This is a genomic window from Serratia proteamaculans (assembly GCF_008830365.1).
GTDB classification, from domain to species: Bacteria; Pseudomonadota; Gammaproteobacteria; order Enterobacterales; family Enterobacteriaceae; genus Serratia; species Serratia proteamaculans.
The window spans coordinates 85447-109612 of record NZ_WBKI01000005.1 but is presented as its reverse complement, the minus strand read 5'-3'; the positions used below and the strand labels follow the sequence as shown (position 1 = coordinate 109612).

At 56.9% G+C, this 24166-nt stretch carries 25 protein-coding genes; 5 read left to right on the top strand and 20 right to left on the bottom strand.

Annotated elements, in window-relative coordinates:
• Positions 1-24 precede the first annotated feature (24 nt).
• From thiM to F8R23_RS17960, 3 genes are all read left to right on the top strand, one after another.
• Complete coding sequence (gene thiM, locus F8R23_RS17970) at positions 25-819, top strand: hydroxyethylthiazole kinase (protein ID WP_151415865.1); 795 nt, start codon at positions 25-27, stop codon at positions 817-819.
• The gene (gene thiD, locus F8R23_RS17965) at positions 816-1616 is read left to right on the top strand and encodes a bifunctional hydroxymethylpyrimidine kinase/phosphomethylpyrimidine kinase (protein ID WP_129938983.1); all 801 of its coding nucleotides are present in this window, start codon (positions 816-818) and stop codon (positions 1614-1616) included. Before thiM ends, thiD begins: the two co-directional genes overlap by 4 nt.
• 86 nt (positions 1617-1702) lie before the next feature.
• The gene (locus F8R23_RS17960) at positions 1703-2161 is read left to right on the top strand and encodes an inhibitor of vertebrate lysozyme family protein (RefSeq protein WP_112348646.1); all 459 of its coding nucleotides are present in this window, start codon (positions 1703-1705) and stop codon (positions 2159-2161) included.
• 85 nt (positions 2162-2246) lie between these two features.
• Here F8R23_RS17960 and gutQ read toward each other — a convergent pair whose 3' ends face one another.
• The 17 genes from gutQ to F8R23_RS17875 form a co-directional block, all read right to left on the bottom strand.
• Positions 2247-3218: an arabinose-5-phosphate isomerase GutQ gene (gutQ, locus tag F8R23_RS17955; RefSeq protein ID WP_112348647.1), complete on the bottom strand. Its 972-nt coding sequence runs from the start codon at positions 3216-3218 to the stop codon at positions 2247-2249.
• Positions 3211-3984, bottom strand: a complete 774-nt coding sequence (srlR, locus tag F8R23_RS17950) for a glucitol operon DNA-binding transcriptional repressor SrlR (RefSeq protein ID WP_099062630.1) — start codon at positions 3982-3984, stop codon at positions 3211-3213. The genes gutQ and srlR overlap by 8 nt, the downstream gene beginning before the upstream one ends.
• Before the next feature lie 83 nt (positions 3985-4067).
• Positions 4068-4424 (bottom strand): transcriptional regulator GutM, encoded by a 357-nt coding sequence (gene gutM / locus F8R23_RS17945; protein ID WP_129936422.1) that lies wholly within the window; start codon positions 4422-4424, stop codon positions 4068-4070.
• Between the two features lie 52 nt (positions 4425-4476).
• Positions 4477-5256 carry a sorbitol-6-phosphate dehydrogenase gene (gene srlD / locus F8R23_RS17940; RefSeq protein WP_099062628.1) on the bottom strand — a complete coding sequence of 260 codons (780 nt, stop codon included), beginning with the start codon at positions 5254-5256 and terminating at the stop codon, positions 4477-4479.
• 10 nt (positions 5257-5266) lie between these two features.
• The gene (srlB, locus tag F8R23_RS17935; protein WP_129936421.1) at positions 5267-5629 is read right to left on the bottom strand and encodes a PTS glucitol/sorbitol transporter subunit IIA; all 363 of its coding nucleotides are present in this window, start codon (positions 5627-5629) and stop codon (positions 5267-5269) included.
• Positions 5630-5655: 26 nt separating this feature from the next.
• Entirely contained in the window at positions 5656-6636 is a 981-nt protein-coding gene (srlE, locus tag F8R23_RS17930; protein ID WP_129936420.1) for a PTS glucitol/sorbitol transporter subunit IIB, read from the bottom strand.
• 15 nt (positions 6637-6651) lie between these two features.
• On the bottom strand, positions 6652-7200 hold the full coding sequence (srlA, locus tag F8R23_RS17925; protein ID WP_004941528.1) for a PTS glucitol/sorbitol transporter subunit IIC: 549 nt from the start codon (positions 7198-7200) through the stop codon (positions 6652-6654).
• Positions 7201-7466: 266 nt separating this feature from the next.
• The gene (fbaB, locus tag F8R23_RS17920) at positions 7467-8516 is read right to left on the bottom strand and encodes a class I fructose-bisphosphate aldolase (protein WP_085118187.1); all 1050 of its coding nucleotides are present in this window, start codon (positions 8514-8516) and stop codon (positions 7467-7469) included.
• Positions 8517-8729: 213 nt separating this feature from the next.
• Positions 8730-9416 carry a GntR family transcriptional regulator gene (locus F8R23_RS17915; protein ID WP_129936419.1) on the bottom strand — a complete coding sequence of 229 codons (687 nt, stop codon included), beginning with the start codon at positions 9414-9416 and terminating at the stop codon, positions 8730-8732.
• Between the two features lie 98 nt (positions 9417-9514).
• Positions 9515-10846, bottom strand: coding sequence for an MFS transporter (locus F8R23_RS17910; protein ID WP_112348653.1), 1332 nt, complete (start codon positions 10844-10846; stop codon positions 9515-9517).
• 14 nt (positions 10847-10860) lie between these two features.
• The gene (locus tag F8R23_RS17905; protein ID WP_129936418.1) at positions 10861-12339 is read right to left on the bottom strand and encodes a mannitol dehydrogenase family protein; all 1479 of its coding nucleotides are present in this window, start codon (positions 12337-12339) and stop codon (positions 10861-10863) included.
• Between the two features lie 58 nt (positions 12340-12397).
• Positions 12398-13687 carry an MFS transporter gene (locus F8R23_RS17900; RefSeq protein ID WP_112348655.1) on the bottom strand — a complete coding sequence of 430 codons (1290 nt, stop codon included), beginning with the start codon at positions 13685-13687 and terminating at the stop codon, positions 12398-12400.
• Positions 13688-13775: 88 nt separating this feature from the next.
• Positions 13776-14792: a Zn-dependent oxidoreductase gene (locus F8R23_RS17895; RefSeq protein ID WP_112348656.1), complete on the bottom strand. Its 1017-nt coding sequence runs from the start codon at positions 14790-14792 to the stop codon at positions 13776-13778.
• A 14-nt stretch (positions 14793-14806) separates the two neighbouring features.
• On the bottom strand, positions 14807-16021 hold the full coding sequence (gene manD, locus F8R23_RS17890; RefSeq protein WP_085118175.1) for a D-mannonate dehydratase ManD: 1215 nt from the start codon (positions 16019-16021) through the stop codon (positions 14807-14809).
• 203 nt (positions 16022-16224) lie between these two features.
• Positions 16225-17142: a lipid kinase YegS gene (yegS, locus tag F8R23_RS17885; protein WP_129936416.1), complete on the bottom strand. Its 918-nt coding sequence runs from the start codon at positions 17140-17142 to the stop codon at positions 16225-16227.
• 489 nt (positions 17143-17631) lie between these two features.
• Entirely contained in the window at positions 17632-18984 is a 1353-nt protein-coding gene (trhP, locus tag F8R23_RS17880; RefSeq protein WP_129936415.1) for a prephenate-dependent tRNA uridine(34) hydroxylase TrhP, read from the bottom strand.
• Positions 18985-19285: 301 nt separating this feature from the next.
• A complete protein-coding gene (locus F8R23_RS17875) occupies positions 19286-19624 on the bottom strand; it encodes a YegP family protein (protein ID WP_099062617.1) in 339 nt (112 codons plus the stop codon).
• 354 nt (positions 19625-19978) lie between these two features.
• On the opposite strand from F8R23_RS17875, the gene F8R23_RS17870 reads away from it, so the two are divergent.
• Together F8R23_RS17870 and F8R23_RS17865 are read left to right on the top strand one after the other, a co-directional pair.
• On the top strand, positions 19979-20242 hold the full coding sequence (locus tag F8R23_RS17870; RefSeq protein ID WP_112348659.1) for an antitoxin: 264 nt from the start codon (positions 19979-19981) through the stop codon (positions 20240-20242).
• 2 nt (positions 20243-20244) lie between these two features.
• Entirely contained in the window at positions 20245-20631 is a 387-nt protein-coding gene (locus F8R23_RS17865; RefSeq protein ID WP_129936414.1) for a type II toxin-antitoxin system VapC family toxin, read from the top strand.
• Between the two features lie 6 nt (positions 20632-20637).
• Here F8R23_RS17865 and baeR read toward each other — a convergent pair whose 3' ends face one another.
• Genes baeR through mdtD form a run of 3 tightly spaced genes read right to left on the bottom strand, consistent with a single transcriptional unit; the run spans position 20638 to position 24163 of the window.
• Positions 20638-21354, bottom strand: coding sequence for an envelope stress response regulator BaeR (gene baeR, locus F8R23_RS17860; protein ID WP_112348660.1), 717 nt, complete (start codon positions 21352-21354; stop codon positions 20638-20640).
• Positions 21354-22736: an envelope stress sensor histidine kinase BaeS gene (gene baeS, locus F8R23_RS17855; protein ID WP_112348661.1), complete on the bottom strand. Its 1383-nt coding sequence runs from the start codon at positions 22734-22736 to the stop codon at positions 21354-21356. The genes baeR and baeS overlap by 1 nt, the downstream gene beginning before the upstream one ends.
• Positions 22733-24163 (bottom strand): MFS transporter, encoded by a 1431-nt coding sequence (gene mdtD / locus F8R23_RS17850; RefSeq protein ID WP_129936413.1) that lies wholly within the window; start codon positions 24161-24163, stop codon positions 22733-22735. The genes baeS and mdtD overlap by 4 nt, the downstream gene beginning before the upstream one ends.
• Positions 24164-24166: the final 3 nt, after the last annotated feature.

Below are 24166 nucleotides of genomic sequence, written 5' to 3'. Positions count from 1 at the left end.
TCTTGAACGCCGGTTGGGAGGAATATGTTCGCTCGACCTGATGCTTTACCCGGCGCTCACGCCGCGGCTTGTTTGATCCAATTTAAACGCCAATCCCCCTTGATTCATTGCCTGACCAACGAAGTGGTGCAGGAACTGACGGCTAACGTGTTGCTGGCGCTCGGCGCTTCCCCTGCGATGGTGGTGGAACCAACCGAAGCGGCGCAGTTCAGCCGGCTGGCAGATGCTTTGCTGGTCAATATTGGCACCCTCAATGCCTCGCGGGCCGAATCCATGCTGGCAGCGGTAGAGGCCGCCAATGCGGCAGGCACTCCCTGGACGCTGGATCCGGTCGCCGTCGGTGGGCTGGCGTATCGCACCGCCTTTGCCCAACGTTTGCTGGGCGAAAAGCCGGCGGCAATCCGCGGTAATGCTTCTGAAATTATGGCGCTGAGTGGCCTGCAGGCGAGTGGGCGCGGCGTCGACAGCGCTGACGATTCACTGGCGGCGTTACCGGCGGCGCGCGAACTGGCGCGGCTCAGCGGGGCGATAGTGGCAGTGACCGGCGTGGTGGATTACATCACCGACGGCCAGCGTGACTGGGCGGTCGCCGGAGGGGACGTGCTGATGACGCGAGTGGTGGGCACCGGTTGTGCGCTTTCGGCCGTGGTGGCGGCATTCTGCAGCCTGCCGGGCGATCGGCTGGACAACGTAGCCACCGCCTGTCGGGTGATGTCACTTTGCGGTGAGCGGGCGACGCGTGGCGCGGCTGGGCCGGGCAGTTTCACCCCGGCATTTCTCGATGCTCTTTACCAACTGCGTCCGGAGGATCTGCAATGAAACGGATTAACGCGTTGACCATCGCCGGGACCGATCCGAGCGGGGGGGCCGGTATCCAGGCCGACCTGAAAGCTTTCTCTGCGCTAGGGGCCTATGGCGCCTCCGTGATCACCGCGCTGGTGGCACAAAACACCCGCGGCGTGCAGTCGGTGTATAACATCGAGCCGGCTTTTGTCGCCGCTCAACTTGATTCCGTGTTCAGCGATCTGCGTATCGACAGCACCAAGATTGGCATGCTGGCCAACGTCGACATTGTGCAGGCGGTGGCGGAGCGTTTACGTCACTATCAGCCGTCGTTTGTGGTGCTGGATACGGTGATGCTGGCGAAAAGCGGTGATCCTTTGCTGGCACCGGAGGCGGTGGAGTCGATTCGCCGCGAACTGTTGCCGCTGGTGTCGATCATCACGCCGAACCTGCCGGAAGCGGCGGCCCTGCTGGAATGTGCCCCGGCGGAAAACGAAAGCCAGATGCGTGAACAGGGGCGGGCACTGTTGGCGATGGGCTGCCAGGCGGTACTGATGAAGGGCGGCCATCTCAGCGAAAGTGAAAGCCCGGACTGGCTGTTCAGTGTGGGGCAGGAGCAACGCTTTACTGCACCCCGCGTAGCGACCCGCCATACGCACGGCACCGGCTGCACGCTGTCTGCTGCATTGGCCGCGCTGCGTCCGCGCCACGACGACTGGGCAAGTACGGTCGCTGTCGCCAAGGATTATCTGCAAAAAGCCTTGCAGCAGGCCGATACGCTGGAAGTGGGGCACGGCATTGGGCCGGTGCACCATTTTCACGCCTGGTGGTGAGTCAACTTTTTAGCCGTGCTGTGGTCTGACTAGATTCAGGCCCGGTTTTGGCCGGGTGCGATCGAATTCAATCAAGGGAGAAGGGCATGACAGGACAAAACGCACTTCGCGGCGCCATCTTCGGCGCGTTACTCAGCTTCAGCGTGGGCAGCCTCGCCCAACAGATTGTCACCACTTCGGACGTGATCCAGCAGCCGGGCTATCAGACCAGTTGGCAGAACATGGTGAAGGGGCAGGCCCGTTTGCCGGGCTGGGCACGCAAAGGGGTAGGGACTTCAACCCCGGCGCAAAGCCTGAGCTGGAAGGGCCAGGATTATTTGGTGGGCAATGTGTGCAAGCCCCACGACTGTGCCAACAACTTTATGATGGTGGCGTTTAAAGAAGACAAGTCGCAGGCCTGGGCGGTGCGCGTTGAAGTGGCGAACAAACCGGAAGCGGTTGATCACCCGAAGAAATACGCCAAATACCAATGGCTGGGCAAGCCGGATGAGGACATGAAGGCGCTGCTGAAACAACAGTTTGAGAATAATCCGGACTGGAAATAAGTGGGCTTTAGCGTCGTACGAATCCCCTCACCCTAACCCTCTCCCAAAGGAGAGGGTACAAACGGGCAAGCATTAGTTAATGCGGTCAGCCGATACCGGCCTGATGCAGGTCGTGCAGGTTGATCGCGCCCACCAGTACGCCATCCAGGTTGACCACCGGCGCGGCGCTAATGTGCTGTTCGTGCAATGCTTCCAGTGCTTCTCCGGCGCGCCATTGTTCCGGCAAACGGTAGCCGGGCCGGGTGATCGCCGGGCTTAATGCATCCTGCAGGCTATTGCCTTTCACCAGCCAGCGACGCAGGTCGCCGTCGGTAAACACCCCCACTACTTTCTGCTGTGCGTCACACACCGGCACTAACCCCAGCCCGGTGCGACTCAGTTCGAGCATCGCTTCCATCACGTTGGCATTTTCACTGACCTGCGGCAGGCGATCGCCGGTGCGCATCAGGTGATGTACCCGGTTCAGCAGGCGTGCGCCCAGGCTGCCGCCCGGATGCGAGCGGGCAAAGTCTTCGGCGTTGAAACCGCGTTGGCGCATCAGCGCCATTGCCAGTGCGTCGCCCATCATCAGCGTATTGACCGCACTGGAGGTCGGTGCCAGCCCCATCGGGCAAGCCTCACGCTCAACGCTGATGTCCAGCATGCAGGCCGCTGCCTGTGCCAGTGGTGACTCTTTGCCACCGGTAATAGCGATCACCGGGATATTATTCTCCGCCAGTAGCGGCAGGATCAGATCCAGTTCTTTGGCGCGGCCGGAGTAGGAGATAAACACCACCACGTCGTCGGCACCGATCATACCGAGATCGCCGTGCAGTGCCTCCGCCGGGTGGACGAAGAAAGACGGGGTGCCGGTACTGGCCAGCGAGGCGGCAATTTTTTTACCAATATGACCGGATTTACCGATGCCGGAAATCACCGCCTTGCCGCGACAGTTCAGCAGCAGTTCGCAGGCGCAGACGAAGTTGTCGTCCAGTCGTGCCAGCAGGCGTTGTGCTTCGGTCAACTCAATTTCCAGCGTTTCGCGGGCAAAGGCCAGCAGGGCAGCGGCGTTACTCATCAAAATCTCCTACCAGAATGATATTGATCCCTTTCGCTTGTAGCGCGGCGAGGTAATCCGGGTTGATGTTTTTATCGGTGATCAGCGTGTCTACGGCGCTCAGGTCGCAGACCACGTTCGGGCTTTTGCGGCCAAATTTTGACGAATCCACCAGCAGGATAATACGGCTGGCGGCTTCGCACATCGCCTTGCTGACGTTATGCACTTCGTTAAAGGTGGTGACACCGGCGTTAAGATCCACGCCGTCCGCACCGATAAACAGCTTGTCGAAGCTGAATTGCTGGAAAGCTGATTCGGCCAGGCTGCCGTGGAAGGACGCCGATTTTTTGCGGTAAGTGCCGCCGGGCATCAGGATGGTCTGGTCGTTATCCAGCTCCACCAGCGCATTAACGATGTGTAGGCTGTTGGTCATCACCGTGATGTTATTGAACTGCGCCAGATGCGGCACCATTTGCAGCACCGTGCTTCCGGCATCGAAAATCAGCGAGTCGCCGTCGTTGATCAGCTTAATGGCGGCGTAGGCGATTTGGCGTTTCTTTTCGGTATTGATGTGGGTTTTGCGGTCGATGGGCTGGTCGCCATCGTCGCGGCTGAGCACCACGCCGCCGTAGGTGCGGATCACCTCGCCTTCGTCTTCCAGCAGGGTGAGATCTTTACGAATGGTAGTGCCGGTGGTGGCGAAATGTGCCGCCAGGGCATCCACTGCCGTTTTGCCATGTCGCTGCAGATATTCAAGGATAGCGGCCTGTCGCTGCTTTGGTTTCATAGCCCGTCCTGTTCACAAGAGTTGAGCATTTCCCTTTAATGAATAATTCAATATGAAAGGTAATGTCTTTTAATGTGAAAATATCATGATTTAGGGGCAATCGCTAACGATAGTGCAGTCTGACATGCGTGATCCTCGGGGAAGATCACATCCGGGCGCAGATCCCGCTGGTGCAGGCCATGCAGCCGGGCGATCGACCGAGGCTGGGCAAAAATGGTCAGGCCGCGCATCAACATGCTGCCGCAGACCCGTTGTTCGGTATCGAAGGCCAAAGCCAGCACCACTCGTGGCCGAAAGCGCCCGCCAGAACGTCCGACACCGACGCGGCCCAGTTGGCACAGGCCGTCGAAGGCACGGTTGAAACGCTGGAGCTGCCACCAACCGAGCGCGATTTGCAGCAGCCAGGCCAGTACGGCGAAGATGATCAATGCCTGGGTCATAGTGTTTCCTGTTTATTTTCCCTCTCCAGACGGAGAGGGAGGCGTAACCCAATCAGAACATTACCTGACCGCCGGTGATGTTAATCGACTGGCCCGTGCAATAAGACGCTTTATCGCTGGCGTAAAACAGCAGGGTATTCAGCACGTCCTGGTAATCACAACCGCGTTTCAGCGGCACCTTGTCGGTGTAATATTTTTCAACTTCATCCGGCGCAATCCCCAGTTTTTGCGCGTACTGCGGCAGCAGTGACTGGAACATGGGCGACTTCAGCAGGTTACCAAGCATCAGCGAATGCACGGTAATGCCGTATTCCGCCAGATCGAGCGCCAGTGACTGGGTCAGCCCGACACCGCCGAACTTGGCGGCGCTGTAACCCGAATTGTGCTTACTTCCGACCTTGCCGGATTTGGAGTTGATCTGAATGATGCGCCCGGCAACGCCGTCGCGGATCATCAGGCGGGAAAACTCGCGGGCGCAGAGGAAATAGCCCACCAGATTGACCTGCAGCGAGCGATCGAAATCCCCTAGTGGAAAATCGGTGATCGGCGCGGCCTTGGCGATACCGGCGCTGTACACCAGCAGATTGGCCTGGCCAAATTGGCTATCCACCGCTGCCGCCAGGGCAATGACGCTCTGCTCATTGGTGGCATCGGCCTGGAAACCCTGTGCGCAGCCTGCGCCGTATTGGTCGTTAATCTGCTGCGCCACCTGTCGGGCGTTATCCGCGTTTAAATCGGCTACCGCTACGCGGTAACCCGCCTGCGCCAGTCCCAGGCACAAAAATGCACCTAATGTTTGGCCTCCGCCAATCACTACAGCTACTTCAGACATGGTCTACTCCTTATGCGATAAATTTCAGCGTACTGCCTAACGGGATATCAACCGGCGTGGTACCGGCAACGTGGATAGAACCGGGGAATTCGGCCTGATTTTCCCCGTCAAAACGCACGGTAAGGTGGCCCAGTTCACGCAGATTTTGGTTGGCGACCTCGCCAACGGCGGTAATCGGATAACGCTGCTCCGCCAGCTCCATCCAGCCGCCGGTCTGCAGCTCGCCGAGGGTATTGCCGTGCCGGTGGATGAAGCAAAACTCTTCGATGTCTGCCGGTGCCCCCTCACGGAAGGTGATCAGCATGTCGTCCAGCAATGCATCGCGGGCACTGTCGCCAATTTGGGTGATGGTGGTTTGGAAAATGGTGTTCATAGCTAGCCCCTGGCAGTAAGTAAAAGTTATTGGTAGATGAAAGCCGAGGCGGCCCAGGCGATCAGCACCGTAGGTGCGCCGGTCAGGAAACGCCCGACCAAGACCGAAGGGACACCGACCCGCACCGTGTCCTGCTTGGCTTCTGCCAATGACAGACCTACCGGAATAAAGTCACAGGCGGCCTGCGCGTTAATCGCGAACAGGGCGGGCAGCGCCAGTTGGGGTGGGATATGACCCAGACCGATTTGCACCCCGACCAGCACCCCAATCACCTGGGCGATCACCGCGCCAGGGCCGAGGAATGGCGACAGCAGTGGGAAAGAACAAATCAGCGCCAGCGTCACCAGGCCAATCGGGCTGCTGGCCAATGGCGTCAGGCCGTGGGCGATGAAATCCCCCAGGCCGGAGGCCATGATGATGCCGATCAGCGCCGAGACAAACGCCATAAACGGCAGAATGGTTTTCAGTACCGTGTCGATGGTGTCGCGGCCAGACTGGAAGAACACTGCCACTACCGATCCCATGCCCATGCCGACTTTCGCCAACAGGCCGTCGCTCTGTTCGGTGATCTTTTTACTGGTGTCGTAATCCCGTCCCTTGGGTTGCGGGGCGGGGGCTGCTTGTGCTGTTTCCGTTGCCGATTCCACCCGGCTGATGTTGCTATCGCGTACCCCGGAGACGTAAATATCCTCGAGGATAAATTTCGCCAGCGGTCCGGACTGGCCGGTAGCGTGGATATTGACCGTTGGAATACGGCGTTTAGGGTACAGGCCGCAGCGCAGGGTGCCGCCACAGTCGATCACCATGACGCCAATTTCATCGGCTGGCGGTTCGCCCTCCTTAAAGCCGTCGACGGCCGGCCAGCCGGTCAGTTCACTAAGTCGATCGACGATTGACGGACGGGTACCGGCAGTGATGTACACCACTTTTTTTCCCGGCTCGATCGGTAACTGCAACGGGCCACCCCAGCCGCTGGCGCCTTTCTCAATACGGATATAAGCACTCATGCTGTACTCCACGGATTAAAGTTGTACCTGACGGTCCAGGCGGATGCCCATCTTGCGTTCGAACAGGCTGGTGGTGAGATCGGTTACCCAACCGCGGAAAAAGTTGGTAAACAGCCCGACCAGGAAATAGCTCACCGCCAGCGGCCCCAGCGGCAGGCCGAGGGTAGTTAGTCCACTGGCGATCCCGAGGTAAACGAACAGTTCGCCGGGGTTGATATGTGGGAACAGGCCATTCATCGAGTGGCAGCTGTAGGACGCCGCCGCGTAGTAGCTGGGTTTGTATTTCTCGGGCATAAAGCGACCGAGGCTGAGGGTCATCGGGTTGCAAAACACAAAGGTGCCGATCAGCGGCAGCAGCAGATAGCGTGAAACCGGGTTCCCCGCACAGCGCTGCGCCAAGCGTTCTATACGTTCCTGGCCAACAAATTTGATCAGCGCGTTCATAATAACCAACAGGCTGATTAACAAAGGTAAAATGCCGGTCACCATGCCGACAAACACTTCACCGCCTTTCTGAAACAGGCCGATAAACCATTCGGCGCCGTGGGTGATTAGCTCAATCATTATTGTTCTCCTGAGATGGAAGGTATGGCCTGGAGCGAACGGCGGCTCTGTCGCCATGGGCCTTACACTAATCACTTTATGGATTGATTTGTTTTAAATAGATCACAGTTTGAAAGATAAATATTTTATTGTGAAAGTTAATTATGAAAGAAAAATAACATTAAAGCGCGGTAGCCATTAGGCAAGGAGGAAGATGGCAGCAGATTAAGGGCATAAAAAAGCCCGGCGAACCGGGCTGGAGGTAACAGATTTTGCGAGTGACGGGATCAGGCGATGGTGACTTTCTTATCCAGATAGGTGTCCTGAACCGCGTTGATCAGCGCGACACCTTCTTTCATCGATTTCTTGAACGCTTTACGCCCCAGAATCAGTCCCATGCCACCTGCGCGCTTGTTGATGACCGCGGTGCGCACCGATTCCTGCAGATCGTTTTCACCGGCGGCCCCGCCGGAGTTAATCAACCCGGCGCGTCCCATATAGCAGTTGGCCAACTGGTAACGCACCAGATCGATCGGGTGATCGGTAGTCAGCTTGCTGTAGACGCGGTCGTCGGTATAACCGAATTTCACCGCGCGGTAACCGCCATTGTTTTCCGCCATTTTCTGCTTAACGATATCGGCACCGATGGTGGCGGCAATATGGTTGGCCTGGCCGGTGAGATCGGCGCTGGAATGATAATCCACGCCGTCTTTGGTAAACGCCGGATTACGCAGATAAGCCCACAGCACGGTGACCATACCCAGTTCGTGGGCGCGCTCGAAGGCGCTCGAGATCTCTTCAATCTGGCGGCGTGACTGTTCGGAACCAAAGTAAATGGTGGCACCGACCGCGACGGCACCCATGTTGAAGGCCTGCTCGACGCTGGCATACAGGGTCTGGTCGTATTGGGTCGGATAGCTCAGGGTTTCGTTATGGTTCAGTTTGACCAGGAACGGAATTTTGTGGGCATAGCGGCGCGATACTGATGCCAGCACGCCGTAAGTCGAGGCGACGCAGTTACAGCCGGCCTCAATGGCCAGTTCGACGATGTTTTTCGGATCAAAGTACAGCGGGTTGGCGGCGAAAGACGCGCCGGCGGAGTGCTCAATACCCTGATCGACCGGCAGAATCGACAGGTAACCGGTGCCGGCCAGGCGGCCGTGGTTGAGCAGGTTTTGCATCGAACGCAGAACAGTGTTGGGACGGTTATTATCGATCATGATCCGGTCGACAAAGTCGGCGCCCGGCAGGTACAGATTCTCAGCAGGGATGGTAGTACAGCGGTGTTGCAACAGGTCTTCCGCTTCCTTTCCTAACAACTGCGCAATATCAGTCATGATTGTCTCCTGATTAGCTTCTTCATACACCGACAATAAAAACCATAGGGGATATTTATTCACCGGCGTAGTAAAAAGCGGTGATTGAAGCTGTGAAAACGATAGTAATGAAATCCTGATAGCAAGGAGAAACAATAGATGCGATTGAGAGGAAATGCCATTTGGGAAGCCAAATAGCGGGGGGCGATCGCCCCCTTGAAGGTCAGTGCTTGACTATTCGGCGTCGAACCACTCGGTATTCTGCAAAGCGATGGGGGTAATAGAGTAGATCATTTCTTGCAGGTGCTCATGGATGGCGCGCTCGGCGGCATCGGCATCCTGCGCCTTCAGCGCGGCAAAAATGCGGTAATGCTGCTGGAGCAGGCTTTCCGGTGGCGAGACTTCGCTCAGGCTGAGAAAACGCACCCGGTCCATGGTGGCCTTGATGGTTTCGATGGTCTCCCAGGCCAGTGGGCATTCGGCAAACTGAGTGAGCAACTGGTGGAACTCATCGTCCAGCGCCAGGAACTCACGTGTCTGCTTGTTCTGTGCGGCCAGCTCCTGACGATGCAAATTATGCTCCAGCGTCATCAACTGTTCCGGTGTGATGCGTTCCGCCGCGCGACGTACAACAGCGCATTCTACGGCCTGACGGATAAAACGCCCATCGGCTACCCGTTTGGCCGAAATCTTCATCACGAAAGTCCCGCGCTGCGGCAGGATCTGCACCAGTCCGGCCTCCGCCAGCTTGATAAAGGCTTCGCGCACCGGTTGGCGTGAAACGCTAAAGCGGGTGGAAATCTCTTTCTCTGACAACAGCGTGCCGGGGGGAATGGTGCAGTCGACGATGTCCTTACGCAGGAAACGGTAGATTTGCTGATTAACCGGAAGGCTATTGGTGAGGCTGTAGGATTCAGACATGGAGACGATCGGTCATCTGGCTGGGATTCGGATGCCACCATACTAGCAGATTATTGTCTGATGGCGGGTGGATAAATCCACCCGCCGAACGGGACAACTCAATGATGCCAGTCCTGGTATTCCTGTCGACGCCGTTGCGGTGCGGTCTCAGGCATCAGGCTCAAGCCGATGGCCGAAATTACCCCCAATACCATCATGTATCCCGCAAGGCCGTAATAATGACCACCGGTCATCTGCAGGATCTTCACCGCCAGCAATCCGAGGATGCCGCTGCCGATCAGCGAACCAATCTGCCAGATTAACGCAATGCCGCTGCAGCGTACGCGAGTCGGGAACAGCTCAGGGAAGAAGGAGGCCTGTGGGGCATAGCACATGCTGTGGCCGAGGGTTAATACCAGAATCATGGCGATTTGGGTTATCCAGTAGCTGTCGAGGTTTATCGCCATAAAGAACGGCACTATGCAGATCACCTGCAGCAGCGCACCGGCGATATACACGGGTTTACGCCCCAGTCGATCGGAAAGGTGGCCCATCAGCGGGATGGCGAATATTTCCAGCAGCACCGCGACTATCATCGCTTCCAGCAGAATGCTTTCATTCAGATGATTGGCCTTGCCGTAGGCCAGCACGATCACCGTGAACATGGCGAAGGCACAGGCCTCAATCAGCTTGGCGCACACCCCTTTGCCGATCAGGCCAGGGTAGGTGCGAACCACTTCCACCACCGGTCGGCTTTCAACTGCCTTGGTGGCGCGGATTTGGTTAAATACCGGCGATTCGTCGATTTTCAGGCGAATGAATAACCCGACGATCACCAGCAGCAGGCTGAGCAGGAACGGAATACGCCAGCCCCAGTCCAGCATTTGTGTCGGCGTCAGCAGCGCGGTCAACAGGGCGAACAGCCCCGAGGGCAGCAGGAAACCGGCCGGCGCGCCGATCTGCACCCAACTGGCGTAGAAACCACGGCGCTGTGGTGGTGAGTATTCTGCGGTCATCAGCACCGCGCCAGCCTGTTCGCCACCGACGCCGAAACCTTGCAGTACGCGGATCAGGATCAGGGCGATGGGCGCCCAGATGCCGATTTTTTCATAGGTTGGCAGCAGACCGATGCAAAAGGTGCCGAGGCCGACAATCAAAATGGTGATCACCAACGCTTTCTTGCGGCCAACTTTGTCACCGATGTGGCCGAATACGATACCGCCCAGTGGGCGGGCCAGGAAACCGACCGCGTAGGTGGCGAAGGCTGCCAGTGTACTGATCAGCGGATCAGCGCTGGGGAAAAACAGTTGTCCGAAAAACAGCACCGCAGCGGTGCCATAAGCGAAAAAGTCGTAGTACTCGGCTGCCGTGCCTATCGCCGAAGCGCTGGCGACACGCCGTAATAACGGTTGATTGTCGTTGGTAACGACTTCATGTGGGGTTGCAGACATCAGAATTCTCCCGGTTAGTATCCGTTGATGGGCAGAGCGGCCACGGTGGCCCTGGCACCATGAGCTAACAGCGCCTGATAGGCATGGGTGACGGTGTTGACGAAGCTGTGATTGGCCGGCAGATCCTGACCAAAGACCACATCGAGCTGCAACAGGGCCAGCACCCGTTCCGGGCCTTCGCGACTGTTGCCGACCAAGTTGGCGAGGCGTTCACTTAAAGGATCGCTGATCTCAATAGGCTGACCCTGTTCATCCTTGCCGCCGACGTAACGCATCCAACCGGCGACGCCTAAAGCCAGACAGCTAAAATCGCTGCCGTGCGCCAGATGCCAACGAATGGAGTCCAACATGCGCTGCGGCAGTTTTTGCGTGCCGTCCATGGCGATCTGCCAGGTACGGTGCTTTAGTGCCGTATTGCGGTAACGGGCCAGTAATGAATCTGCGTAGTGCGTCAGATCCAGCTCACGAACCTGCAGCGTCGGTGCTTGCTCCGCCAGCATCAGGTGGCGTGCGGCTTTAACGAAATACGCATACTGCATGCAGTCGCTGATATGCGCATAACCGGCCAAATAGCCCAGATAAGCGAGAAACGAGTGGCTGCCGTTGAGCATCCGCAGCTTCATTTCCTCGTATGGCAGTACGTCGCTGACCAGCTCAGCACCGGCCTTTTCCCATGCCGGGCGTCCCTGCGGAAAGTGATCTTCGATCACCCATTGGCGGAAGGGTTCGCAGGCGACAGCGACCGGATCGGCGATGCCACCTAGTAAATCCTCGATGTGTTGCAGCGTTTCCGCGGTGACTGCCGGAACAATGCGGTCGACCATGGTTGATGGAAATGCGACCTGCTGTGTGACCCACGCCGCCAGATCCGTATCCTGTCGCAGTGCCAGTTGGCTGAGTACGTTGCGGGTTACCTGACCGTTGGCCGGCATGTTATCGCAGGACATTACGGCAAACGCCGGCAGGCCCCGTGCCCGGCGTAGCCGCAGCGCGGCCAGGATCAGGCCGGGGGCCGATCGCGGATGCAGCGGGTGGGCGATGTCGTGCTGAATATCCGGATGCTCTGCCAACAACTGGCCGCTGGCGGGCTGATAGCAGTAGCCTTTCTCGCTGATGGTCAGTGAAACGATGGCAATCTCCGGTTGCGCCATGGCTTCAAGCACGGCTTCCAGCCCGTCGACCTGCAAGTGCAGCGCCTGCCTGATGACGCCGATCCTCTGACCATGCCAGCCGTCGCCGTCCATTTCTGCGACCGTATACAGCAAATCCTGGCGTTGTAGGTCGGCGATTTTTTGCCGGCCGTTGTGCATGCTGATCACGCAGTAACCCCAGTCGCTGGCGTGCTCGTTAGCCAACTGTTCGGTATATACCGCCTGATGTGCGCGGAAAAACGCGCCAAAACCCAGATGCACGATGCGCGGTTTAATCCTTTCGCGAGCGTAACCCGGCTGCGCAACCGCCGTCGGCAGCACGCTGATGCTGGAAAGTGTCATGCTGAAGTTCCTGAACGTGGGGACTGAAAGCGGGGCGACGTTGGCCGCCCCGGGCAGGTTAGGGTTTTGATATTTGTGGTTGTGCGGTATTGCGCGGTGCCTTGATCACCAGCAGTACCAACACGGCCCCGAGCGCGGCCACGCCACCTGCCAGCATAAAGGCGCTGTCGAACTTGCCGGTGTTTTGCACGATGTAGCCGGTTACGACCGGGCCAATGATGCCGGAAACGCTGCCCACCAAATGGATAAAGCCACTGGCGCCACCGACCCGGGATTTATGCACCACGTCCTGGATAATTGCCCAGTAAATCGCCCCGGTGATGTACAGGAAGAAGATCGATACCGACATCAGCATCACCGCCGGCACTACGCTGCTGACGGTACCCGCCAGTGCCACACAGATGGCCGCCGCCAGCAGGCTGGTGACCAGCACAATCTTGCGCGACAGCAGCAGCTTGCCGGTGATATTGAAAATTTTATCGGAGATATAGCCACCGAGCGCCAGGCCGACAAAGCCGACAATCCACGGGATCATGGTGGTGAGGCTCATTTCCTTGATGTTCAGGTTATGCGCCTGCACCAGATAGGACGGGAACCAGCTCAGGAAGAAGAACAGGATGTAGTTGTAGCAGAAGAAGGCGAACGCGGTGACCAGGATGATCGGCTGCTTCAGGTAGTAACCCAGCCCGTGCGCGGCATTGCTCAGCTCTTCTTCGGCGCTGTGAGTCTCTTCCTTCATCTGGTTAATCAGCGCCAGCTCTTCATCACCGACGCGTTTGCTTTTCGCCGGGTTATCTGCCACCACGAAGAACCACACCAGCATCCAGATGATACCGATCGAACAGATGACCATAAACGCCGGTCGCCAGCCAAATGCCAATGCCAGGTAGCCGACGATCGGCCCGGCGACGGCACCGCCCAAAGGGGAACCGGCACTGAGCAGGCCCATGGCGGTCGCCGCCTGTTTCTTCGGGAACCAGCCGTTGATCATTTTATTGGCGGAGGCGCAGATTGGCCCTTCGGCCATGCCGAATAGCACGCGCAGGATCAGCATGGAATAGAAGCCGGTGGCTAATGCCGTCATGCCGCAGAAAATCGACCACAGGCCGACGGCAATGCCGAGTACTAATGTCGGGCCGAATTTGTCTACCGCCAGTCCGCCGATAAAGTTAAAGATGGCATAACCGAAGAAGAAGCTGCCGAAGATGATGCCGAACTGCTCGGCATTCAACATCAGATCCTTTTCGATCATAGGTACGGTAATCGATAGCGCGACGCGGTCGAGGTAGTTGATCATGTAAACCATAAACAGCAGGAATACGATGGTCCAACGCAGGTTTTTAAACATAAAAGCACTCCACTTGATGTTGTTTTAATCGCGATGCTTCATGGTTGGAGAGGGCCGCTTCCTGCAGCTCCTGGCCCTGGTAGAGTAATCAATCGAATTGCAACAGCACCTTGCAGCAGGTGCGCTGATCTTTTTCGAACATTAACATCGCCTGTTCAACCTCGGCGGCCGGCACGCAGTGAGTAATTAACTTCTGTGGGTCGATTTTCCCGCTGGCCATCCACTCGATGACCTGCGGGAAGCGCGCGCTGTTGAGACGTGAGGAGAAAATCGACAGCTCTTTACTGGTGATGCTGTGTTGAGTAACGGTGCAGGCATCGCCGGAGAACCCCATGATGCCGATGCGTGCCGCCGGGGACGCCAGGTTGATCGCCTCCTGCAAAATGGCTGGATGGCAGGCGGCGTCGACGATCAGCGTCGGGCGGATGCCGCGTCGTTCCAGTTCGGCGGGCAGCGACGCTTCGGCATTGTTGAATGTCCAGTCGGCCCCGTTTTCCTGCGCCATCTCCAGTCGTTCCTTGATGCGATCGGTGACGATCACCTGCTTCACGCCGTAGACGCCTTTCAGCGTTTGGATCACCGTCAGCCCCATCGGCCCTGCGCCGTAGACAAGCGCGATATCAGCGGCATTGGGCTGCAGATGGGCGGTGATATTGGCGGCAATGGTGAAGGGTTCGACCATGGCGGCGTGGCGATCGCTGATACTGTCCGGAATGCGGTAGGCGTTGCGCGCCGGGGCACAGGCATAGTCACTGAAGCCACCGTCGCGGTGCACACCTATTACCTGCAGTTCGGTACAGACGTTGGGGCGGCCTATAGAGCAAGGGTAGCAATGGCCGCAACTGACCACCGGATCGACCGAAACGCGTTCGCCGATCCGCTGCGGGGCGACATCGCTGCCCACCTGATCAATCACGCCAAAAAACTCATGACCGATCACACGCGGGTAGCGGGCGAAAGGATTATGGCCATGATAAATATGCACGTCAGAACCGCAGATACCGGCAAATTTAACCTTTACCCGCACTTCATTAGCGGCCGGCTGCGGCAGAGGGCGCTGCTGGATAGCCAGCAGGCCGGGCTGTTCAATGACCACGCTTTGCATGGTGCGTTCTCCTGTTACCAGTTCCATAGGGTGCCATCCTCCAGGCGTGCGACCGGCAGGTAAGCCGGTTCGTACGGATAACGGGCGGCCAGTTTTTCGTTGAACTCAATGCCCAGCCCCGGTTTATTGCCCGGGTGCATATAGCCGTCGTTAAAGCTCCAGCTATGGGGGAACACCTCGAGCATTTGTTCGGAGTAACCCATGTATTCCTGCACGCCAAAGTTCGGCACCCACAGATCGAAATGCAGCGCCGCTGCCATGCAGATAGGCGACAGATCGGAGGGGCCGTGCGAGCCGGTGCGCACCTGATACAGCGAGGCAAAGTCGGCAATACGGCGCATGCCGGTAATGCCACCGGCGTGGGTCAGGGTAGTGCGGATATAGTCGATCAGCTGCTCTTCAATCAGCTGTTTGCAATCCCAGATGCTGTTAAACACCTCGCCGACGGCGATTGGCGTGACGGTGTGCTGGCGGATCAGGCGGAAACATTCCTGATTCTCCGCAGGCGTGGGGTCTTCCATCCAGAACAGGCGGTATTGCTCAACGCTTTTGCCGAAGCGTGCGGCCTCGATCGGGGTCAGCCGGTGGTGCATGTCGTGCAGCAAGTGCTCGTCAAAACCAAAGCGGTTGCGCACGGCTTCAAACAGTTTGGGGGTGAAATCGAGGTATTTCTCCGTTGACCACAGCTGTTCTTCCGGCCAGTTGCCCTTGGTGGCGGGTTCATAAGCCAACCCTTTGCCCTTGGCCATGCCATAGGTGGTTTTCATGCCCGGCACGCCACACTGGGCACGAATGGCTTTAAAGCCCAACTCTTTATGTTTGGCGTAGTCGTCGAGCACTTCGTCGATAGAATGGCCGGTGGTGTGGCAGTAAACCATCACACCAGTACGTGATGCGCCGCCCAGTAACTGATACAGCGGCATGTTGGCGGCCTTGCCTTTGATATCCCACAGCGCCATGTCTACGGCGGAAATGGCGGACATGGTCACCGGGCCGCGCCGCCAGTAAGCGCCTTTATAGAAGAACTGCCAGATGTCTTCGATCTGGTGGGCATCACGACCGATCAATTGCGGACAGACGTGATCTTTCAGGTAGGACGCCACCGGCAACTCGCGGCCGTTAAGGGTTGCGTCGCCGATACCGGTAATCCCCTCGTCAGTGGTGATCTTAAGCGTGACAAAGTTCCTGCCTGGGCAGGTAACAAAAACCTCTGCGTTGATAATTTTCATAGGTCTAATCCTGTTCCCACGGGTCATCATAATGGACGAAAAATACGCCATGAACCAACTACCATACAAGTATGATTTAATGAATTTGCCGGAGAGGATCACATTTTGTCGCAGAAAAGGGAGCAGCGGAGGCAAGGCAAAGGCGGACGGGTTGCCCTTATAGCAAACAGCGCCCAACCTGTGCTGGTGGGCGCTGTGGGGAACTATTTAGAGGACTGAGGTTGGCCCAGTAATCCACAGTTGGGTGGCAGGCGGCATTCGATGGCGTTGGGCAGCACTTCAATACGGAAATGAGTGCCCTTGAGCGGTTCGCCGTCGAGATTAAAAGCCATCTCATGGGGCGCATCGATTTCCAGCCACGGCAGCGCAGCACCGATCACGTTTTTGTTTTCTTCATCGCTAAACAGGCTGGCCACTAACGCCGGCAGCAACTCATCAGCGATCAACAGACGCAGTTGCAGCAAGCCATCGTTGATCAGTGCGTCCGGGCATAACTGCTGCCCGCCACCGGCTTGTTTGCCGTTACCGATGCCAATCACCAGCGCGTCGCCGGACCAATGGAAATCCGGCCCACGGATCTCGCAGCGATCGGCCTTGAGCGTATCCATGCGCAGTAAGCCATGAATAAAGTAGGACACACCGCCTAACACGGCCTTCAGTTTTTCCGGGGTCTCGGTCGTGATTCGGGTACCAAAACCGCCGGTCGCCATATTGATGAAATAGCGATGATCGTTTACTTTTGCCAGATCTATCGGCACGGCACGGCCTTTGACCGCCAACCGCAGCGCCTGTTCCGGCATCAGCGGGATATTGCAGGCCATGGCGAAGTCGTTGGCCGTGCCCAACGGCAGAATGCCCAATACCGGCCGGCCCTTGGTCGGTAAGGTTGCCAATGCTGCGGCCACTTCGTTGATGGTGCCATCGCCGCCGCCGGCAATCAGCGTGGCCACACCCAGTTGGCAGGCTTCCTGCACATACCGTGCAGCATCTCCATGCTCCCAGGTGACGCGAACGTGCAGAGTTTGGCCCTCATCCCGCAACTTCTGGACTGCAAGGCGAACCTCTTCGTTGCCGGCGCCTTTGCCATTAATGATAAGAAGCGCTGGTGCTGGTGGATGCATTCCCGGTCTCTCCCTGCGGTAAACAGATAATGAGCAACGATAAACTACCCACCCGCGGCAGGCCATCAGAATATTCAGTTAATTCTGGGTAGATGCCGTTGGGCAGAGATAATTCCTACATAATTGACTTAATCTGAGATATACGCCGCAGATGAGTTAGCGTTTTTTGTTAATGAATTAATTAACCGTTGTAGCATGGTATTTATATCGCTGTGAGGGAAGGTGTTTTTAAAAATAGATTTAAATAATGTGTTAAAAAAATGGCTGGTTATATTAGCGATACCCGAGCGGATAGGTGGTTGAAACCAAAGAAAAAGCCAGTCCAAGGGAGATTGGACCGGCTAAGGAGGTGGTTCCTAGTATTGCTATGCAAATATTTTTCGTTCTTAGTTTTAAGCAGCCTGATATTAACCAAGCTGCGGACTAATTGATGTGATCCAATTCTAATATTTGCTAAAAATCACCACTTAAAGATAGCGAGCGGAATTTTCACACCGCCGGACTATTGGTATCAGGCAAATTGCGGATCAGTAACGCGTAATTGAGATCGATATCATGCGGGATCGGCAAATAGACGATATGCCCGTTGCCTGGCGCCACATCGATCGCTTCACCTTTTTTATTCTGCATGCTCTCCAGGGTAAACAACACGTTACCACCGGGAGTCATCATCTCTACGCCATCACCGACCATAAACTTGTTTTTCACATCCACTTCTGCCCAACCGTCACGCCGGACGCCGGTGAATTCACCGACAAACTGCTGGCGTTCAGACAGTGAGGAACCGTAATCATAGTTTTGCTGGGCTTCATGCACATGGCGACGCAGGAAACCTTCGGTGTAACCCCGGTGCGCCAAACCTTCCAGTGTGGTGAGCAGGGTGGGATCGAATGGTTTGCCCGCGACCGCGTCATCAATGGCTCGGCGATAAACTTGCGCAGTGCGTGCGCAGTAGTAGAAGGATTTGGTACGGCCTTCGATTTTCAGCGAATGCACGCCGAGCTGAGTCAGACGTTCTACGTGCTGGATGGCGCGTAAATCCTTCGAGTTCATGATGTAGGTGCCGTGTTCATCCTCAAAGGCGCTCATGTATTCATCCGGCTTTTGCGCTTCGGACAGCATGAACACTTTGTCGGTTGGCGCACCGATACCCAATGTCGGTTCGACGGTCTGCACCGGGATCGGCTCATGCATATGCACGATGTTGCCGGTCTCGTCCTCTTTGCCTTCTTCCGCCTTGTACTGCCAGCGGCAGGCATTGGTGCAGGTACCCTGATTAGGGTCGCGCTTGTTGATATAACCGGACAGCAGGCAGCGGCCGGAGTAGGCCATGCACAGCGCACCATGAACAAAGATTTCTAGCTCCATCTCAGGTACCTGGGCGCGGATCTCGGCGATCTCTTCCAGTGACAGTTCGCGCGACAGGATCACTCGCGTCAGCCCCATTTGCTGCCAGAACTTCACCGTTGCCCAGTTAACCGCATTCGCCTGTACCGACAAATGAATGTCCATCTGCGGGAAGGCTTCGCGCACCATCATGATCAGGCCGGGATCGGACATGATCAGCGCGTCCGGGCCCATGTCGATCACCGGTTTAAGATCGCGCAGGAAGGTTTTTAACTTGGCGTTGTGCGGGGCGATATTCACCACTACGTAGAATTTTTTGCCCAGTGCGTGGGCTTCGTTGATCCCCTGCGCCAGGTTCTCATGATTGAATTCGTTGTTGCGCACCCGCAGGCTGTAACGCGGTTGGCCGGCATAAACGGCGTCGGCCCCATAGGCAAAGGCGTAACGCATGTTTTTCAGCGTGCCGGCCGGGGAGAGGAGTTCCGGTGTAAACATAATGAGTCTCGGTCTGATTTCAGGTCAGTATACCTCTGTCTTTCTAACTGCAGCGTTGTTGGCTGCATTCGTTCACCCCAATCACTTGGTCTACCAAGCTCCTGGAGACTCACGAACTAGCCGCCTAGCTGCCGTATGAAAGCCAGTGGGTATAACGCGCCCCAAATGGCGCAGTAAAAGCGGGGGATTGTAGCGGCAGCGTGGCAAGAAATCAGCAGGTAACCGGATTTATTACAGGGAGATTGATCCTGGTCATAAGAAAAACGCGCGATGGCAGCCATCGCGCGTCGCCCAGATGAAGTTATGCGCTCAAATCGCGCACATCGGTGCTCGGGCCGTTCTTGATCACCGACTGAATACCGTTTTTTGCTGCTGTTTCAGAGCTGTACATTTCACTGACGCCGATCACCTGATGGTTCTTGGCTTTCAGTACAAAGTAAGGCTGATTGCTGGTGCTGTGTTTCAGTTCGTACTGCGCTTCATGAGGGGAATTGGTTTGCACTGAGGCAATGCCATTTTCCGCCGAGGCCTTGCTGGCGTACATCTCACTGGCCAGAATAATTTCACCATTACTGGCTTTCAGGTTGAAGTGGTACTGTCCATTCTTTGCTTTTTTCAGCTCATAGTGACCGATTGCCATGGTTCCTCTCCTGTGGGTTCCGATAAGTGATGTAAGTGTAGCCAATAGCTTGAAATTGGGCGGCTAATAAACATGACTTGCGCACCATAGCGCAAAAAACAGGCGATTTTTTTGCGCTGGCGTTGAGTTTTAACCAGCGGATAGTGCTGCAGCACGAGAAGCTAATGGGGGATTGTGATGCGCAGAAAGTCTGCGCAGCTGGCCGCATTTTTGCCAGGGCAGTATTTCACCGACGGTCACGCCACGTTAAGGTTGGCTCGCTGCGTCATTGGCGTTCAAAAAACAAGCACAGCATCTTGGCATCGAAGCTCAACAGGCACATGCTTTGGCCTATGCCTGTCAGAGGAGATGAAAATGGAAAGAGTCGCGAAGCTGTTTAAAAACGGCAGAAATCAAGCGGTGAGATTACCCGTGGAATTCGAATTTGATACAGATCGTGTGTATATCCGCCGCGATCGGGAGGGAAACGTGATTTTATCAAAGTATCCGGCAAAACCTGACAGTTGGGCTCCACTGCTGCAGATGATCGAGCAAACTCAGGTGCCGCAGGACTTCCTGGTGGCTGAGGATCGTCAACAGGGGATCGCCATCCGCGATCCGTTCGGCGAGGAAGAGTAAGCATGTACATGTTTGATACCAATACGGTCAGCCAACTGTTCCGTCGGCATCCCCGCTTATTGCGTGTAATGGAAAAGATCCCACCGTCTGCGGTCTGTATTTCCAGTATCACGGAGGCGGAATTGTTGTATGGCGTAGCCAAGCGGCAAAGTTTGGCGCTGAAAGCGACCGTGGCGGCATTCCTGGATTCCGTGACGGTGTATGCCTGGGACCGGGAAGCCGCGCATTGCTACGGAACTATGCGGGCGGATATGGCGAAAAAGGGGCGAGTAATGGGGGCTTTGGAGCAGCTTATTGCCGCACACGCGCAGAGCCGTGGTGCGACAATAGTGACTAATGATAAGGCGTTCGCCATGGTGCCGGGGCTGAGGGTCGAAGACTGGACCTAGAACCGGTTACAGCCCATTCACCAGCCGACAGGCTTCGGCTTCCCAGCGGTAACCCACGCCATACACCGAGCGGATAAAGGATTTTTCGCCGTCGATCAGCTCCAGCTTGCGCCGCAGGTTTTTGATATGGCTGTCGATAGTGCGGTCGGTCACCACCCGGTAGTCGTCATACAGATTATTCAGCAGTTGCTCGCGTGAGAACACGTTGCCCGGCTGGCTGGCCAGCGTTTTCAGCAGGCGGAATTCCGCAGGGGTGAGATCCAGCATTTGGCCCTGATAGCTGGCCTGAAAGCGCGGCTCATCAATATGAAGCTGGGTTTCTTCCTGCGTATTATCCAGCGGGCGGTAGCAACGGCGCAAAATGGTTTTCACCCGGGCGACCACTTCACGTGGGCTGTAAGGTTTGCAGATGTAATCATCTGCGCCGATTTCCAGCCCCAGCAGGCGATCAATTTCTTCAATTTTCGCTGTCACCATCACCACAGGAATGTCGGTAAAGCGGCGTAGTTCGCGGCAGACGGTCAGCCCATCGGAGCCCGGCAGCATCAGATCCAGCAGGATCAGTGCGGGGGCTCGTTCATGCACTGCCGGCACGACTTCGCTGCCATTGGTCAGCCAGCGCGTGGCGTACCCTGCGGCCTGCAGGTAGTCCACCAGCAGTTGGCCAAGTTTGGGTTCGTCTTCAACAATCATAATTTGCAACGGCTGGTTCTGGGTTTCCATCATGACGCCTTATTCATTACCGGGATGGCGAATTCTACTGTAATCCGCACGCCGCCCAAAGGCGAGTGCTGTGCGTAGATCGTCCCGTTGTGTGCTTCCACTATGTTTTGACAGATCGACAGCCCCAGTCCGGAGCCGCCGCTGGCACGATTACGCGAACCTTCGGTACGGTAGAAGCGTTCGAAAATGCGTGCCAGTTGCTCATCATTGACACCCGGCGCGCTGTCCTGCCAGTAAATCCGCAGGCGGCCCGGCAACGGCTCTGCACCGATTTCCAGCTTACCGCCGGCGTCGGTATAACGCAGACTGTTTTCCAACAGGTTGTTAAATAGCTGATTAAGCCTGTCCGGATCGCCAAACAGCGGTGCCTGTTCAGGCAACAGAGTCACGATTTCCAGCCCTTTGGCGCGGAACCGGTCGCGGAAGCTGGCGACTGCAATTTGCAGCAAGTGCACACAGTCGACTGGTGATTTACGGTAAGCGAGCGCGCCGAGATCGGATAACGACAGTTGGTGCAGGTCATCTACCAGCTTGGTCAGGGTGGTGACTTCTGCCAGCAATGAGCTGAGTGAGGCCGGGGTGGGTTGGCGCACGCCGTCTTGCAAGGCTTCAAGTTCGCCGCGCAACACCGCCAGCGGGGTACGTAATTCGTGCGAGACGTCGGCCATCACGGCGCGCCGCATCTGTTCATTTTTTTCCAGTGAGGTGGCGAGCTGGTTAAAGTCCTGCGCCAGTCGCCCCAGTTCATCCTGGCTGCTGACGGCCACGCGGGTGCCGAAATCCCCCGCGGCCAGCCGATGAGTACCTGCTACCAGGCGTTTGACCGGCGCCAGTAACCCGCGCGACATCAGCCAGGTCACCGCCGCTGCCAACAGCGTGGAGAGGGCGACAATCATCCAACTGGTGCGCCTTTGCTGTTGGTCGAAGTTGATGTCGGTATTGCGCGTCAACCTCTCAACCGGGGTGGTGATCACCCAGCCGACAATTTCATTGTTGTAGCGGATCGGATGGCGCGGGCCTTCCTTCGGCAGCGGGCCAGAATGCCCAACCAGCCGGTTAAACTGGCTGTCTACCACCCAGAATTGGGTGCGCCAGCCCTTGGGCGGCAGATTGTGGCTGCTGTCGCTGTTCTGTTCGAACGAACGCATGATCTGGTAAACCACCTGATCGTTATTGCGCAGAAAGACCCAGTTGCCGTGGCGGCTATATTGTTCTTCCAGCGCTTCACCCAGCATGTTGATACGTTGTTCGTTGCTGTTCTTGATGTAGTCGATAAAACCGCGTTCGAAACTGACACGCACACCCCAATGCATGGTGATGAGCACCAGCATGCAGGTGGCGAAGATCGCCATGAACAGTTTACCGGTAATGCCTATTTTCATTGCAACCTCGTGGAGCCGGTCCCCGGCTCTTTGGTCAGCGTACGGTTAGTCGTGGTATCGGCCGGGACACGGGCGAAGGCTAGCGCAGGCAGGGCGATGATTAACGCCATGCAGCAGTAGCTGTAAATAAAGGTGCTGTGAATCGCCGGGCTGTCGGTGATCACCTGCTGATGGGCAAAGCTGCCGATCAGAATACCGGCGATGCTGACGCCAAGGCTCATCGACAGTTGCATCACCATCGACAGCAGGCTGTTGCCGCTGCTGGCAAGCCGATCAGGCAAATCTTTCAGCGTCAGGGTATTCATGGCCGAGAAGCGTAGCGAGTTGACCATGCCCTGGAAGAACAATACCACCGGCAACAGCCAGATCCAGCCGAGCATGGCGACCAGTGGAAAACTCAGGCTGATCAACGCCAGCATCAGCGTTGCGGCCACCAGCACGTTGCGGTAACCGAAACGGTTAACCACTCGCACCACGATGCGCTTCATCCCCATGCTGCCAATAATCATCGGGATCATCATCAACCCGGCGTGGAACGGGGAAAACCCCATGCCGACCTGCATAAACAGCGGCGTCATAAACGGCAACATGCCGCTGCCGATACGGCCCAGCAGGCTGGCCGTCAACCCAACTTTATAGGTCTGGGTTTTGAACAACCGCAGTGAGAACAGCGCCCGGTTGTTGCCGTGAGCATGCCACCAGTAACCGGCCAGCGCCGCTACGCCAGCTACCACCAGGCCGCCGATGGCGGTGGCCGACAACCCCATTCCCTTGTGGCCGTCAAGCGCCAGCGTCAACGTCGCCATACCGATAGCCAGCATGATAAAACCGCTGATGTCGAAGCGCCGGGTCTGCATGCGGTAGTTGGGCATCAGCAGCAGTGTGGCGATGGCCCCGGCGATCCCCACCGGAATATTGATCAGGAAAATCCAGTGCCAACTGGCGTACTGCACCAAAAAGCCGCCCAGTGCCGGCCCCATTAGCGGGCCGATTTGGCCGGGTAGGGTAACAAAGGTCATCGCCGCCATATACTGTTCGCGCGGGACGATTTTCATCACCGTCAGCCGACCGACCGGCACCATCATCGCGCCGCCGATGCCCTGGACTACGCGCGAGGCGATCAGCTCATTCAGGGTTTCGGAACGGGCACAGAGGATCGATCCCAGAGTGAACAGCACGATGGCACTGAAGAACACCCGCTGCACGCCAACCCGATCCGCCAGCCAGCCGCTGGCAGGCAGCATCACCGCCACCGTCAGTACGTAGGAGACGATCACCGATTGCATGCGCAGCGGATTCTCCCCCAGGCTGACAGCCATCGACGGCAGGGCGGTGTTGACGATGGTGGTGTCCAGCGTCTGCATAAAGAAGCCGAACGCCACAATCCAGAGTTGCCACTGTACTGAAGCAGTGTGTTTTATAAGCATCAA

Excerpts from the sequence above, each read along its gene's own strand:
- thiM (WP_151415865.1), top strand. The coding sequence starts at position 25 with ATGTTCGCTCGACCTGATGCTTTACCCGGCGCTCACGCCGCGGCTTGT.
- thiD (WP_129938983.1), top strand. The coding sequence starts at position 816 with ATGAAACGGATTAACGCGTTGACCATCGCCGGGACCGATCCGAGCGGG.
- F8R23_RS17960 (WP_112348646.1), top strand. The coding sequence starts at position 1,703 with ATGACAGGACAAAACGCACTTCGCGGCGCCATCTTCGGCGCGTTACTC.
- gutQ (WP_112348647.1), bottom strand. The coding sequence starts at position 3,218 with ATGAGTAACGCCGCTGCCCTGCTGGCCTTTGCCCGCGAAACGCTGGAA.
- srlR (WP_099062630.1), bottom strand. The coding sequence starts at position 3,984 with ATGAAACCAAAGCAGCGACAGGCCGCTATCCTTGAATATCTGCAGCGA.
- gutM (WP_129936422.1), bottom strand. The coding sequence starts at position 4,424 with ATGACCCAGGCATTGATCATCTTCGCCGTACTGGCCTGGCTGCTGCAA.
- srlD (WP_099062628.1), bottom strand. The coding sequence starts at position 5,256 with ATGTCTGAAGTAGCTGTAGTGATTGGCGGAGGCCAAACATTAGGTGCA.
- srlB (WP_129936421.1), bottom strand. The coding sequence starts at position 5,629 with ATGAACACCATTTTCCAAACCACCATCACCCAAATTGGCGACAGTGCC.
- srlE (WP_129936420.1), bottom strand. The coding sequence starts at position 6,636 with ATGAGTGCTTATATCCGTATTGAGAAAGGCGCCAGCGGCTGGGGTGGC.
- srlA (WP_004941528.1), bottom strand. The coding sequence starts at position 7,200 with ATGATTGAGCTAATCACCCACGGCGCCGAATGGTTTATCGGCCTGTTT.
- fbaB (WP_085118187.1), bottom strand. The coding sequence starts at position 8,516 with ATGACTGATATTGCGCAGTTGTTAGGAAAGGAAGCGGAAGACCTGTTG.
- F8R23_RS17915 (WP_129936419.1), bottom strand. The coding sequence starts at position 9,416 with ATGTCTGAATCCTACAGCCTCACCAATAGCCTTCCGGTTAATCAGCAA.
- F8R23_RS17910 (WP_112348653.1), bottom strand. The coding sequence starts at position 10,846 with ATGTCTGCAACCCCACATGAAGTCGTTACCAACGACAATCAACCGTTA.
- F8R23_RS17905 (WP_129936418.1), bottom strand. The coding sequence starts at position 12,339 with ATGACACTTTCCAGCATCAGCGTGCTGCCGACGGCGGTTGCGCAGCCG.
- F8R23_RS17900 (WP_112348655.1), bottom strand. The coding sequence starts at position 13,687 with ATGTTTAAAAACCTGCGTTGGACCATCGTATTCCTGCTGTTTATGGTT.
- F8R23_RS17895 (WP_112348656.1), bottom strand. The coding sequence starts at position 14,792 with ATGCAAAGCGTGGTCATTGAACAGCCCGGCCTGCTGGCTATCCAGCAG.
- manD (WP_085118175.1), bottom strand. The coding sequence starts at position 16,021 with ATGAAAATTATCAACGCAGAGGTTTTTGTTACCTGCCCAGGCAGGAAC.
- yegS (WP_129936416.1), bottom strand. The coding sequence starts at position 17,142 with ATGCATCCACCAGCACCAGCGCTTCTTATCATTAATGGCAAAGGCGCC.
- trhP (WP_129936415.1), bottom strand. The coding sequence starts at position 18,984 with ATGTTTACACCGGAACTCCTCTCCCCGGCCGGCACGCTGAAAAACATG.
- F8R23_RS17875 (WP_099062617.1), bottom strand. The coding sequence starts at position 19,624 with ATGGCAATCGGTCACTATGAGCTGAAAAAAGCAAAGAATGGACAGTAC.
- F8R23_RS17870 (WP_112348659.1), top strand. The coding sequence starts at position 19,979 with ATGGAAAGAGTCGCGAAGCTGTTTAAAAACGGCAGAAATCAAGCGGTG.
- F8R23_RS17865 (WP_129936414.1), top strand. The coding sequence starts at position 20,245 with ATGTACATGTTTGATACCAATACGGTCAGCCAACTGTTCCGTCGGCAT.
- baeR (WP_112348660.1), bottom strand. The coding sequence starts at position 21,354 with ATGGAAACCCAGAACCAGCCGTTGCAAATTATGATTGTTGAAGACGAA.
- baeS (WP_112348661.1), bottom strand. The coding sequence starts at position 22,736 with ATGAAAATAGGCATTACCGGTAAACTGTTCATGGCGATCTTCGCCACC.
- mdtD (WP_129936413.1), bottom strand. The coding sequence starts at position 24,163 with ATGCTTATAAAACACACTGCTTCAGTACAGTGGCAACTCTGGATTGTG.